Annotated in this window: 11 protein-coding genes and 1 pseudogene; 8 read left to right on the top strand and 4 right to left on the bottom strand. The window is 69.4% G+C overall.

Annotated elements, in window-relative coordinates:
• Positions 1-72: 72 nt before the first annotated feature.
• From JHN45_RS32805 to JHN45_RS32785, 5 genes are all read left to right on the top strand, one after another.
• A complete protein-coding gene (locus JHN45_RS32805) occupies positions 73-480 on the top strand; it encodes a DUF6278 family protein (protein WP_200715334.1) in 408 nt (135 codons plus the stop codon).
• 112 nt (positions 481-592) lie between these two features.
• Positions 593-1336, top strand: coding sequence for an amino acid ABC transporter ATP-binding protein (locus JHN45_RS32800; RefSeq protein ID WP_200715333.1), 744 nt, complete (start codon positions 593-595; stop codon positions 1334-1336).
• Positions 1337-1353: 17 nt separating this feature from the next.
• Positions 1354-2259 carry a glutamate ABC transporter substrate-binding protein gene (locus tag JHN45_RS32795; RefSeq protein WP_200715332.1) on the top strand — a complete coding sequence of 302 codons (906 nt, stop codon included), beginning with the start codon at positions 1354-1356 and terminating at the stop codon, positions 2257-2259.
• A gap of 11 nt (positions 2260-2270) precedes the next feature.
• On the top strand, positions 2271-2915 hold the full coding sequence (locus JHN45_RS32790; protein ID WP_200715331.1) for an amino acid ABC transporter permease: 645 nt from the start codon (positions 2271-2273) through the stop codon (positions 2913-2915).
• Positions 2912-3769, top strand: a complete 858-nt coding sequence (locus JHN45_RS32785) for an amino acid ABC transporter permease (RefSeq protein ID WP_201052544.1) — start codon at positions 2912-2914, stop codon at positions 3767-3769. The genes JHN45_RS32790 and JHN45_RS32785 overlap by 4 nt, the downstream gene beginning before the upstream one ends.
• Before the next feature lie 36 nt (positions 3770-3805).
• Here the strand turns inward: JHN45_RS32785 and JHN45_RS32780 are convergent, their stop codons facing one another.
• Both JHN45_RS32780 and JHN45_RS32775 read right to left on the bottom strand, forming a co-directional pair.
• Complete coding sequence (locus JHN45_RS32780) at positions 3806-5374, bottom strand: CocE/NonD family hydrolase (protein ID WP_201052542.1); 1569 nt, start codon at positions 5372-5374, stop codon at positions 3806-3808.
• Between the two features lie 116 nt (positions 5375-5490).
• Positions 5491-6246, bottom strand: coding sequence for a hypothetical protein (locus tag JHN45_RS32775; RefSeq protein WP_200715328.1), 756 nt, complete (start codon positions 6244-6246; stop codon positions 5491-5493).
• A 143-nt stretch (positions 6247-6389) separates the two neighbouring features.
• On the opposite strand from JHN45_RS32775, the gene ggt reads away from it, so the two are divergent.
• Positions 6390-8192: a gamma-glutamyltransferase gene (gene ggt / locus JHN45_RS32770; protein ID WP_201052536.1), complete on the top strand. Its 1803-nt coding sequence runs from the start codon at positions 6390-6392 to the stop codon at positions 8190-8192.
• On the opposite strand, the gene JHN45_RS32765 is transcribed toward ggt, so the two are convergent.
• The gene (locus JHN45_RS32765; protein ID WP_236584363.1) at positions 8176-10752 is read right to left on the bottom strand and encodes an ATP-dependent Clp protease ATP-binding subunit; all 2577 of its coding nucleotides are present in this window, start codon (positions 10750-10752) and stop codon (positions 8176-8178) included. The two genes, ggt and JHN45_RS32765, sit on opposite strands and share 17 nt — an antisense overlap.
• Before the next feature lie 133 nt (positions 10753-10885).
• Entirely contained in the window at positions 10886-11653 is a 768-nt protein-coding gene (map, locus tag JHN45_RS32760; RefSeq protein ID WP_200715325.1) for a type I methionyl aminopeptidase, read from the bottom strand.
• A 32-nt stretch (positions 11654-11685) separates the two neighbouring features.
• Between map and JHN45_RS32755 the strand changes: the two genes are divergently transcribed.
• Positions 11686-11937 carry a helix-turn-helix domain-containing protein gene (locus JHN45_RS32755; RefSeq protein WP_019071243.1) on the top strand — a complete coding sequence of 84 codons (252 nt, stop codon included), beginning with the start codon at positions 11686-11688 and terminating at the stop codon, positions 11935-11937.
• Between the two features lie 154 nt (positions 11938-12091).
• Positions 12092-13144: pseudogene (locus tag JHN45_RS53330) on the top strand (hypothetical protein); the annotation flags it as partial.

Below are 13144 nucleotides of genomic sequence, written 5' to 3'. Positions count from 1 at the left end.
CGCCCGGGGTGCTGACACGCCACCCGCGACGCCCTGTGGTGCGTACGGCGGTCCGAATGACACGCTGTATGTATGAACATCCCTTTCCTGGGTGACCGGGCCGAGAAGCACCGTATCCATGACGCCGAGGGCATCGCCGAGTTGCTGGCCGAGTGCGAGCTGCTCCGCTCGCACGCGGCCCGGGAGGGAATCCAACTCGACGACTCCGCAAGCTCGTTGGAGGCGCTCGACCAGCTGGTGCCGCGCTGGCGGGACGACGAGGAGACCGTGTCCTGGCTCGGCAACGACGCCGGTCTGTATCTGGGGACCGTGATCGTGCGCACGGTGGAGGGCGCCGCCTGGGAGATCCGGTCGGACGGCCAGCCCGTCGTACGGCTGGACTCCGGGCGCGAGTTCGACGTCGTGGCCTCCGGCCATGAGTGGGCCGCGAGCGGGGTGCCGGAGCTCTCGCAGCTCTACGCGGAGGTCTCCGAAGAGTAAGAGGGACGTAAATACGGCTAATGCCCGAAAAGTGCGTGTCGTACGTTAACTCCGGTCTTGTGTGGATAGTTTGCGGCAACCACGACACAGCTGAGAGTGAGTAGGGCTGGGCATGGCCGTCGATCCGTTGATCGAACTGCGGGACGTCAACAAGTACTACGGGGAGCTGCATGTCCTCCAGGACATCAACCTCACCGTCGGCAAGGGGGAGGTGGTCGTGGTCATCGGCCCTTCGGGGTCGGGAAAGTCGACGCTGTGCCGGGCGATCAACCGGCTGGAGACCATCGAGTCAGGGACGATCCAGCTCGACGGCCGGCCGCTGCCCGAGGAGGGCAAGGCCCTCGCACAGCTCCGCGCCGAAGTCGGCATGGTCTTCCAGTCCTTCAACCTCTTCGCCCACAAGACGGTGCTGCAGAACGTCTCGTTGGCCCAGATCAAGGTCCGCAAGCGCAAGCGGGACGACGCCGACCGGCGCTCCCTCGAACTCCTCGACCGCGTGGGACTCGCCTCGCAGGCACCCAAGTTCCCCGCGCAGCTCTCCGGCGGCCAGCAGCAGCGCGTGGCCATCGCCCGCGCCCTCGCCATGGAGCCCAAGGCACTGCTCTTCGACGAGCCGACCTCGGCCCTCGACCCGGAGATGATCAACGAAGTCCTGGAAGTCATGCGGCAGTTGGCCCACGACGGCATGACCATGGTCGTCGTCACCCACGAGATGGGCTTCGCCCGCTCCGCCGCCAACCGCGTCGTGTTCATGGCCGACGGCCGCGTCATCGAGGACCGCACCCCCGAGGAGTTCTTCACCAACCCGCGCAGCGACCGGGCCAAGGACTTCCTGTCCAAGATCCTCAAGCACTGAGCGGGGGAGTGCGATCCATGTTCCGTACGACCCGTGTGCTCCTGGTGCTGATCCTCGCGCTGCTCGCGACCGCCTGCGGCAAGGAGGGCAGCCCGCCCGTCAAGGGCCCGGCCGCCGAGAAACTCCCCAACTACCAAGTGGCACAAGGCTTTCAGCTCCCCGACTCCAAGACCTGGAAGCGGGCGAAGAAGCGCGGCTACTTCGTCGTCGGCGCCAAGGAGGACCAGCCCTACCTCGGCGAGAAGGACCCGGCGACCGGCACCTACTCCGGCTTCGACATCGAGATCGCCAGGATGATGTCGGCCTCCCTCGGCTTCGCCCCGAAGACCGTCCACTTCAAGACGATCGCCTCCGCCAACCGCGAAACCGCCCTGCAGAACGGCCAGATCGACTACTACGTCGGCACCTACACCATCAACGACATGCGCAAGAAACTCGTCGGCTTCGCCGGCCCCTACTACATGGCCGGCCAGTCGCTCCTCGTCCGCACCGACGAGCATGACATCCACGGCCCCCAGGACCTCGCCGGCAAACGCGTCTGCTCGGCGGCCGGATCGACGCCGTACCAGCGCATCAAGGACGACTACCCCAAGGCCCAACTCGTCGCCTACGACACCTACTCGGTCTGTGTCGACAACCTGCTGACCTACCAGGTCGCCGCCGTCACCACCGACGACGCGATCCTCATCGGCTACGCGGCGAAGGTCCCCGACCAGCTCAAGGTCGTCGGCAAGCCCTTCTCGAAGGAGCCGTACGGCATCGGTGTCCCGCACGGCGACAACGCCCTGCGCTTCGCCCTCGACGACGCCTTGGAGGCCCGTGAGAAGAACGGCGACTGGAAGAAGGCGTACGAGGCGACACTCGGCCTGTCCGGAGTGCCCGCGCCCACCCCGCCCGCGATCGACCGCTACCCGGCGAGCTGAGCGAGGCCGATGTGAACGTACTGACAGACAACTTCTCGACCTTCGGCGACGGCTTCCTCGGCACCGTCGAACTCACCGTCTACGCCTCGGTGTTGGCGCTCGTCCTCGGCTTCCTGATGGCCTCCTTCCGGGTCGCCCCGGTCGGTTCGCTGCGCGTGTTCGGCACCGTGTGGGTGACCGTGCTGCGCAACACCCCGCTCACCCTGCTGTTCTTCGCGGTGCTGCTCGGCCTCCCGCGCTTCGGACTCGTCCTGCCCTTCAAGGTGTTCGCGGTCCTCGCGCTCGGCTGCTACACCTCGGCGTTCATCTGCGAGGCGCTGCGCTCCGGCATCAACACCGTGCCCAGGGGGCAGGGGGAGGCCGCCCGCACTCTCGGCATGACCTTCGGGCAGACCCTCGGACTGGTCGTGCTGCCGCAGGCGTTCCGCTCGGTGATCCCGCCGGTCGGCTCCACCCTCATCGCGCTCGCCAAGAACTCGGCGATCGCGGGCGCCTTCAGCGTCACCGAACTCCTAGGCACCTACCGGACGTTGAGCGAGCTCGGTTACAACATCGTCTGGACCTTCGTCTGGATCGCCCTCGGCTACCTGATCATCACCCTCGCCATCAGCGCGCTGTTCAACGCGCTGGAGAGGAAGTGGGGAGTCGCCCGATGACCACCGCCAACGCCCTCTACGACGTCCCCGGCCCCAAGACCCGCAAACGGCACCGCCTTTACGGCATCGCGTCCACCGTCGTCATCCTCGGCCTCCTCGCCTGGATCCTCTATCTCCTGTTCGACACCGACCAGTTCACGTACACGAAGTGGATGCCCTTCGAGTACAAGGGAATTCAGGAACTCCTGCTGCGCGGCCTCGGCAACACGCTCAAGGCCTTCGGGCTCGCGGCCGTACTGTCACTGGCACTTGGCACCCTGCTGGCCGTAGGACGCCTTTCGGACCGCCGCCCGGTGCGCTGGCTGTCCACCCTGCTCGTGGAGTTCTTCCGCGCCATGCCCGTCCTGGTGATGATCTTCTTCATCTTCGTGGCGCTCAAGGTGCAGCCGCTGCCCGCACTGGTCGCCGGACTCACCCTCTACAACGGCTCGGTGCTCGCCGAGGTCTTCCGCTCCGGCGTCAACAGCGTCGAACGCGGCCAGCGGGAGGCCGCGTTCGCGCTCGGAATGCGCAAGACCCAGGTGATGTCGTACGTCCTCGTACCGCAGGCCGTACGCGCCATGCTGCCCGCCATCATCAGCCAGTTGGTGGTCGCGCTGAAGGACACCTCGCTGGGCTATCTGATCACCTACGAGGAGTTTCTCCACGCCGGGAAGCTGATCGCGTCGAACCTCGACTACGATTTGCCGTTCATCCCCGTGGTGATGGTGATCTCGCCGATCTACATCGGGATGTGCATGCTGCTCTCCTGGTTCGCCGGATGGGTGTCCCGCCGGGAGCAGCGCAGTCCCAAGACCGAGGCCGTGGACGTGGCCCCGGCTGAACCAGGGACGCTGCTGCCGCGGGTGCAGTAGTTGGAGGGCACTTGCCCGTCCGGCGGCAGCCGGAGATCACTGCTCGCGCAGCGGGATCGACACGTACGACGGGTCGTTCGCGGGCGAGGAGAAGGTCAGCTGCGCGCCGGTCGGGTTGTGCTCGATGTAGAGCGGGTCGACCGTGTCGACGACCAGGGCGAGATGGTGCCCTGCCGGGACGTCGTAGGCCGTGGAGAACAACTCCAGGTCCACACCGAACGGCTTGCCGGGCGTCTGCCCGTGCCAGGTGTACGGCGCGTTGCTGACCAGCTTGCCGAGGCCGAGCGGGCCCACGTCGTAGAGGTACGCGACGAGGGTGCCGCTCTCCTTGGTGTCCGTGACCGTTGTATGCAACTTCACCGTGCCGCGCACCTGTTGGGCGCTCGGGTACGTCCCCGACTGCCATACGGCCGCCCAGCGGCGCGGCAGCAGCGGGACCCACGCGACCGGGGGCACCTGCGCCACCTGGTCGAGGATGCTGGACAGGAAGACGATCCCGCCGTCCGCGCCCGAGTCGACGTTGGTGTGGATGGTGGTCGTGCCCGCGAGGTCGATCTTCTTGCGGGTCGCGCCGACCGACTTCCAGTCCGGATAGCCCTCGTAGCCGCCCGTGGAACGGGACTTGAGCTCCACGGGGTCCTGACGGTTGATGCCGTTGTCCTCGCCCTTGAGGTAGTGGTCGAACCAGCGCTCGGTGTCCGTCCACACGTCGTTGGGCAGCCCGAACAGTCCGGTCAGTTCGGCGGTGGCGTGGTCGCCGGGGCGGAGTTCGAGCCGCTTGGGGCCGGTCAACTCGCCGTAGAAGTCGGCTATTTGGTTGGGCGGGAAGATCGTGTCGCCCCAGGCGTTGGCGAGCATGATCGCCGCGCCGTTCTTGTTGATCTGATCGACGTAGGTCGCGGGGGAGCGTTCCTTCCCCCAGTCGATCAACTCCTGTTCCTTGGACAGGTCGGCGGCGAAGAAGTCCTTGAAGACCTGGCTCGTCTCCGCGCTCGGCCGGCCGGTGACGAGGCCGACGCCGTCCAGCAGGGCGGTCGCCTGGGAGTGTTCGGTGCGGCCCGAGTAGATCGAGTCGATCAGGTCCGCCCAGCCGCTGAGTGAGGCAACTGCCTTGATCCGCTTGTCGTGTGCCGCCGCGAGCAGGCTGATGCCGGCGCCGTACGACACGCCCGCCATGCCGATGTGCCCCGCGTTGGACGGGGTGTTGGCGAGCGCCCAGTCGATCACCTTGGACGCGTCGGCCACGTCGGCCGGGCCGCCGACCTCTATCCCGCCGCCGGACTGCCAGAAGCCGCGGACGTTGTAACTCACCACGACATAGCCGGAGTTCGCGAGCTTCTCGGCCTGGACGAGATATTGGACCTGCGGGAAGCCCCAGCTCGTGGGCAGGACGAGCAGGGGGTAGCGACGCGAGCCGTCGGCGCCCGCGGGGGTGACGACGTTCGCCGCGAGCTTCGTACCGCCGTCGCCCGCGATGTCGACGAAGCGGACGCCGTTCGTGGCGGCCTGGGCGGCGGGGGCGAGCCCGAGGACGCCTCCGGCGACGAGAGTCGCGGAGACGGCGACCGCGGCGGTCGTACGCAGGGACTGGCGACGGTTTCGCACGGGTCACTCCTCACACGTGTCAATGCAAAGTGACCCGACGGTAACCGCAGCCCTTTACCTGAGGTAACCCGTGGGTAAGTTACGTGCCAGTAACGATTGTTGAAGTGTGTGTGACTTCAGGAGGCGCGGTGCGAACTCCGTGGTGCCGGTGCAGGTAGGGGCGTTTCCGCCGCCCGGGTCACGTCCGCCACCAGCTCCACCACATCGGGGCCGTACGCCTGCGAGTTGACCACCTTCAGCAGCAGGACGAAGGTGTTGCCGCCGTGTTTGCGGGCCAACTTCTCATGGTTGCGGGCGAGATAGCGGCTCGCCGCCTGATTGGTGATCGCGCGCTGGCCGCAGAAGAGGAACACCGGCCGCGCGCCGCCGAGTTGACCGGCGGTGAGGCGGGCGAGAAGCACGTACTCGCCCTTGCCGGGATCGAGTCGGTAGCGCTCGCTGCCTATTTGGAACGCGCCCCGGTCCGGCCCCGGCTCGGGGTCGACGTTGACGCGGATGCCGGGCAGCAGGGACGCCAGGTGCGCGGCCATCCGGCGGTTGGAGGCCGGGCCGCCCACGCAGAACTCGGTGCGCTCGCCGAAACCCTGCTGGGCCGCGTCGTGCGCGACGACCTGGGCGTGCGCGTTGCAGTCCTTGATCAGGGCGGCGAGTTCGAGGAGCGCGAACACGTCGTGCCGCATCACCGTGAGTTCGGGGCCGCCCGCCTCGCGGTTGACCACGAGCAGCGACTCGGAGTTGTCGGGCAGCCCGAAGAACGCCTGCTTGCGCCGGAGTTTGCGCTTCCACAGGTAGGTGCGGGCGAGCCAGCCGAGCGCGGCGCTGATGCCGGCGGCGGCCACGCCCAGAACGATGTTGCGCAGGTCGTCATTCATGGGCGCGCATGTTAGCGGCCCGATGTGGCTGGTACGTACCGGTGTTCGACGTGTGACGTTCGTGTGGCGGCGGCCGGAAGCGGTCTGTCGGGGCCCGTGCCAGGTGGATACGCTGCGCGGACGGTTCTGGACTGGAGGTACGGATGCGTCGCCCTGTGGCACGGAAACTGTCGGTCCTGGCGGTCTCGGCCGCCGTGGTGTCGGTCGGGGCAGCGGCCCCACCCGCCGCGACGAGCAGCAGCACACCGACGAAGGTTCCGGTCGCCGTCGGCTACGGCGGTGCCGTGGCGAGCGTCGACGCGGACGCCACCGCCGCCGGTATCGAGGTCCTGAAGAAGGGCGGCAACGCGGTCGACGCGGCCGTCGCCACCGCCGCCGCGCTCGGCGTCACCGAGCCCTACTCCTCCGGTATCGGCGGAGGCGGCTACTTCGTCTACTACGACGCCAAGTCCCGTACGGTGCACACCATCGACGGCCGCGAGACCGCGCCGCTGACCGCCGACTCCAACCTCTTCGTGGAGAACGGCAAGGCCCTCGCCTTCGCCGACGCCGTCAGCAGTGGCCTCAGCGTCGGCACCCCGGGCACGCCCGCCACCTGGCAGACGGCGCTCGACCAGTGGGGCAGCGAGAAGCTCGGTACGGTCCTCAAGCCCGCCGAGCGGATCGCGAGCGACGGCTTCACGGTCGACGACACCTTCCGCACCCAGACGGCGGCCAACGAGACCCGCTTCCGCTACTTCCCGGACACTGCCAAGCTGTTCCTGCCGGGCGGCGCGCTGCCGGTCGTCGGCTCCACCTTCAAGAACCCCGAACTCGCCGCCACCTACAAGGAGTTGGGCAAGAAGGGGATCGGTGACATCTATCGCGGCGCCCTCGGCAAGGACATCCTCGCCGCGGTGAACACCCCGAAGGTGGAAGCCGGTTCGGGCTGGAACGCCCGCCCCGGCCAACTCTCCGCCAAGGACCTCGCGGCCTACCGAGCCAAGCTCCAGGCGCCCACGAAGACGACGTACCGCGGACTCGGCGTCTACTCCATCGCGCCCTCCTCCTCCGGCGGCACGACCGTCGGCGAGGCCCTCAACATCCTTGAGAAGACGGACCTTTCGAAGGCGAGCGAGGTCCAGTACCTGCACCACTACATCGAGGCCAGCCGGATCGCGTTCGCGGACCGGGGCCGCTGGGTCGGCGACCCCGCCTTCGAGGACGTACCGACGAAGGAACTCCTCTCGCAGAAGTTCGCCGACTCGCGCGCCTGCCTCATCAAGGACGACGCGGTGCTCACCAGCCCGCTGGCGCCCGCCGACCCGCGCAACCCGACGGCCTGCACCGCCGCCGGGACGGCCGCCCCGACGACGTACGAGGGCGAGAACACCACCCACCTCACGGTCGCCGACAAGTGGGGCAACGTCGTCTCCTACACGCTCACCATCGAGCAGACCGGCGGCAGCGCGATGACCGTGCCCGGCCGCGGCTTTCTGCTCAACAACGAGCTGACCGACTTCTCCTTCACTCCGGCCAACCCGGCCGTCCACGACCCGAACCTCCCGGGTCCGGGCAAGCGCCCGCGCTCCTCGATCTCGCCGACGATCGTCCTCGACAAGCACAACAAGCCGGTCGTGGCGCTCGGTTCGCCCGGTGGCGCGACCATCATCACGACCGTGCTGCAGACCCTCACGGAGTTCCTGGACCGGGGGCTCCCGCTGGTCGACGCGATCGCGGCGCCTCGCGCGAGTCAGCGCAACGCGGCCAACACGGAGCTCGAACCCGCGCTCTACAACAGCGACTTGAAGACCCAGCTGCAAGCCATCGGGCACTCCTTCACGCTGAATCCCGAGATCGGTGCGGCGACGGGTGTCCAACGGCTGCCGAACGGCGAGTGGTTGGCGGCCGCCGAGAAGGTACGGCGTGGTGGCGGTTCGGCGGCGGTGGTCAATCCGGCGCCGTAGCCGGTGAGTCGGAGGCGGGCGGAGTCGTGGACGGGGAGTCGGAGGCGGTCTGGGCCGCCGTGTCCGTCCGGAACGCGAGCCGCCCGTCCTCCATGTCCACCGTCACTCGGCCGCCCTTCGCGATCCGGCCGTCCAGAAGCAGTCGCGACAGCTGATTGTCGACCTCGCGCTGGATGGTGCGGCGCAGCGGCCGGGCACCGTACTCGGGCTGGAAGCCCTGCCGGGCCAGCCAGTCGACGGCCGGGACCGTGAACTCGACCGAGATGCCCTGCGCGTGCATGAGGCGGCGGGTGTGTTCCAGCAACAGCTCGGTGATCAGGCGGAGTTGCTCGGCGGTGAGCTGACGGAACACGACGATCTCGTCGATGCGGTTGAGGAACTCGGGGCGGAAGTGCTCGCGCAGCGGGCGCAGGATCTGCTCGCGCCGGGCCTCCTCGTCCGCGTCGGCGCCGCCGGGCCCGAAGCCGATCCCCGCCCCGCGCCGGGTGATCGCCTCCGAGCCGAGGTTGCTGGTCATCACGATCACCGTGTTGGTGAAGTCGACCGTGCGGCCCTGCGCGTCGGTCAACCGGCCGTCGTCCAGCACCTGGAGCAGGATGTTGAAGACGTCCGGGTGCGCTTTCTCGACCTCGTCGAGGAGGAGAAGCGAGTAGGGGTGGCGGCGTACGACCTCGGTCAGCTGACCGGCCTCCTCGTGGCCGACGTAGCCGGGCGGGGCGCCGACGAGACGGCTGACCGTGTGCCGTTCCTGGTACTCGCTCATGTCCAGGCGGACCATCCGGTCCTCGCTGCCGAACAACGCCTCCGCGAGCGCGCGGGCAAGTTCCGTCTTGCCGACGCCCGTTGGGCCCAGGAACAGGAAACTGCCGATCGGCCGGTCCGGGCTCGCCAGCCCGGCGCGGGAACGCAGCACCGCGTCCGACACGACCCGTACCGCCTCCTCCTGGCCGACGACCCGCCGGTGCAGATGCTCCTCAAGACCGAGCAGCCGGTCCTTCTCCTCCGCCGTGAGACTGCTCACGGGGATACCGGTCTGCCGGGACACGACTTCGGCGATCGCCTCGCCCGTGACCTCCAGATGCTGCCCCTCGTCGCCCGTGTCCTCACCGCCGGCCTGCGCCAGCCGTACCTTCAACTCGGCGATGCGGTCCCGGAGTTGGGTCGCCTTCTCGTAGTCCTCGTCGGCCGCCGCCTGGTCCTTGTCCCGGGCGAGCTGCTCCACCTCGCGCTCCAGGGCCCGTACGTCCGTGCCCTTCGTGCGCGCCCGCAGGCGTACCCGCGCGCCCGCCTGGTCGATCAGGTCGATCGCCTTGTCGGGGAGGCGGCGGTCGGTGAGATAGCGGTCGGAGAGTTCCACGGCCGCCACCAACGCCTCATCCGTGTACCGGACTTGGTGGTGGGCCTCGTAGCGGTCGCGCAGTCCGCGCAGGATCTCGATCGCGTCCGTGACCGTCGGTTCCGGTACCAGGATCGGCTGGAAGCGGCGGGCCAGCGCCGCGTCCTTCTCGATCCGGCGGTACTCCTCCAACGTCGTAGCACCGACGATGTGCAACTCACCGCGCGCCAGCGCCGGTTTGAGGATGTTGCCGGCGTCCATCGAACCGCTCTCGCCGCCACCGCCCGCGCCGACCACGGTGTGCAACTCGTCGATGAACACGATCAGTTCGTCCGAGTGCGCGCGGATCTCGCCGACGATGTTCGTCAGCCGCTCCTCGAAGTCGCCCCGGAAACGGGTGCCCGCGACCACGCCCGTCAGGTCGAGGGCGACCACCCGCCGCCCGGTCAGCACGTCCGGGACGTCGCCGTCCGTGATGCGCTGGGCGAGCCCCTCCACGATCGCGGTCTTGCCGACCCCCGCGTCGCCGATCAGCACCGGGTTGTTCTTCCCGCGCCGGGACAGCACCTCGATGGTCTGCTCGATCTCCTCGTCACGGCCGATCACCGGGTCGATACGGCCGTGCCGGGCCAGTTCGGTGAGATCGCGGCCGTACTTGTCGAGGGTCGGGGTGCCGGTGGGGCGGGGCTGGTCGGTACGCGGCAGCGTGCCGTCCGGTGCCTCGGACGGCAGGCCTGTGGGGGCGTAGCGGGCGGCGTTCAGGATGTGCCCTGCGGCGGAGTCCGGGTTCGAGGCGAGGGCCCCGAGGACGTGCTCGGGGCCGATGTAACCGGCGCCGCCCGCCCTCGCCAGGTCGTGCGCGTCCAGGAGGGCGCGTTTGACGGCCGGGGTGAGGGCGAGCGACGTGCCCTCCGGGGGTTGGACCGGTCCCGAGCGCGCGTCGATCTCCGCCGCGAGGGAGTCGGGGTCCGCGCCGGCGCGGGTGAGTAGACCGCGGGTCGGCTCCGCGGAGAGGGCCGCGCGGAGGAGGTGCTGGGTGTCCAGGTCGTGGCTGCCGTGTTCCGCGGCGTACTGGGCTGCGCCTCGGACCAGGTCCCTGGCCGGTTGGCTCAGCAGGCGGGCTATGTCTACCTGGCGTGGACCGGGGCGGTTGGCTCCTCCGAAGAACCTGGCGAAGAAGTCGCCGAAAGGGTCGTTTTCGGGCGGTATGTAGCCATTGGTCATCAATCCACCATGGCACGGACCGCTGCGTGGGGCATGTGCGGTCTGGGTGCGTTCGTGTGTGCGGGTGCGTTGTGGCTGGTCGCGCCCACGCGGCGGAGCCGCAGATCGACACAGCCCCGCGCCCCTGAAGCACTCAGCGTGCCGTGAGGATCCTGGGGCCGTCCTCCGTGATCGCCACCGAGTGCTCCACGTGCGCCGCCCTCGAGCCGTCGTTCGTTCGCAGCGTCCAGCCGTCCGGGGCCTCGTGGTAGCCGTCCTTGCCGCTGGCGATCAGCATGGGCTCGATCGCGAGGGCCATGCCGTGGCGGAGGGGGAGACCGCGGCCGGGGCGGCCCTCGTTCGGGACGCCCGGGTCCTCGTGCATCTGGCGGCCGATGCCGTGGCCGCCGAAGCCCTGGGGGATGCCGTAGCCGGCCGCACGGCACACCGTGCCGATCGCGTGGGCGATGTCGCCGATGCGGTTGCCCACGACGGCTGCCGCGATGCCCGCCGCGAGGGCGCGCTCGGCGGTGTCGATCAGGCGTACGTCGGCGGGGCGTGGCGTGCCCACGGTGAAGCTGATCGCCGAGTCGCCGGCCCAGCCGTTCAGCTTGGCGCCGAAGTCGATCGAGACCAGGTCGCCGTCGCGCAGACGGTAGCCGTCCGGGATGCCGTGCACGATCGCGTCGTTCACCGAGGCGCAGACGACCGCCGGGAACGGGGTGGGCGCGAACGAGGGGCGGTAGCCGAGGAAGGGTGAGGTCGCGCCCGCCGCGCGCAGTACGTCGTGCGCCAACTCGTCCAGTTCCAGCAGGGACACGCCCACGTCGGCGGCCTCCCGCACGGCCGTGAGGGCGCGGGCCACGACCTGGCCCGCCTCGTACATCGCATCGATAGACGTGTCCGTCTTGAGTTCCACCATGCCAATTACTATACCGGTATTAGAATGACGGCATGGTACGCACCCCTCTCACCCCCGAAGAGCGCGAACGCGGCGAACGGCTCGGCCGGCTGCTGCGCGAGGCCCGTGGTGGCCGGAGCATGACGGACGTGGCGGCACACGCAGGCATCTCGGCGGAGACCCTCCGCAAGATCGAGACCGGCCGGGCGCCGACACCCGCCTTCTTCACGGTCGCCGCGCTCGCCGACGCGCTCGGGCTGTCCATGGATCAACTCGTGGTCAGGTGTGCGCCGTTGGCGGCCTGAGAGGGCGGATACGGCGTGAACCCGGCGGGCGCACAGGAGGGAGGCGTAGGCTCCGAGCTCTCTGCGCCCGGCTCGAAAAGCTTCCGTAGCCGCGTCGTAACACAAATGGTGTTTTCTACGGACCGGAGTATTCCGGTCTGGCGGGAGTTGGAGCATGGCTGTGGATCAACTCCCCGGACAGGTGCGGGAGTTCGCGAACTACCTCGACCGACTTCTGGCGCGCCTCGACCAGGGCGGGGGCTGGTGCGGGGTGTTCTGGCAGCGCGATCCCGATGGTATGCAGGCCTGCCTGGGCGGACGTGAGATACCGCCCTGGGACGTGGTGGAGGCGCTGCTCCAGGATCTCGCCGCCGAGTACGGCCCCGGTGTCGCGGCCCAGGAGAAGGAGCGGGCCCGCGCCCTGCACGCGGCGGCGCTCGCCGCGTTCGACGCCCGGCCCGGCAGCCGGGACGCCCTCGGTGACCGGCTCGACGTGATGCTCCGCGAGCAGAGGTACGCCGCCGAACGGCAGGCGGAACTGGGGCGGTTGCTCACCTCCGCCACCACGCAGGAGGAGGCCGACGCCCTCCGTCTCGACCTCGCGTGGGCCCACGACGACCACGAACGCGCCACCGCGCGCTGCATCGAACTCCGCGCCCGCATCGAGGAGTTGGACAACCTCGTCCGCCTCCGGGGTGGCGGCGCGGTCCACCGCGACCGGCACGGCAACGTGTTCCGGGTCGACGACACCTTCCAGGACCAGGCCCAGGGCGGCCGGCCCGACGGGCAGGACCCGTACGGTGCGTACGGCAACGGCCCGGCCCCGCACCGCCTGCCCCGCCAGCGCGACACCGAACAGACGCCCGCCGCCGGTCCCCAGAGCGGCTACGGCGGCCCCGATCCCCTGCGCCACGACGAGGGCGTCCGTGAGGCCCGCCGCGGCTACGACCCGACGGGCGGCGCCCCCGCCGAATCCCAGCCCGCCCGCCGCGACGACAGGGCCCTCGACGCGCGCCGCGGCTACGAGGACTTCGAGCGCGCCAACCCGGGCTACGGCAGCCCGGCCCCCCTGCGGGACGACTTCCCGAGCCCCGCCGCCACTCCGGCACCCGAACCCTCCGACTGGCCCGCGACCGACGCCTCCGACTGGCCCGCACCTGAGGCCACGCGGTCCGCAGCCTTCGACCCCGCACAACCCGCGGCCCCCGAGGCCCCGCAGTCCACCGAC

It is taken from the genome of Streptomyces sp. MBT53 (assembly GCF_016654115.1).
Lineage (GTDB): Bacteria > Actinomycetota > Actinomycetes > Streptomycetales > Streptomycetaceae > Streptomyces.
Note: the sequence above shows the minus strand (reverse complement) of the source record. Positions and strands in the feature narration are given on the sequence as shown.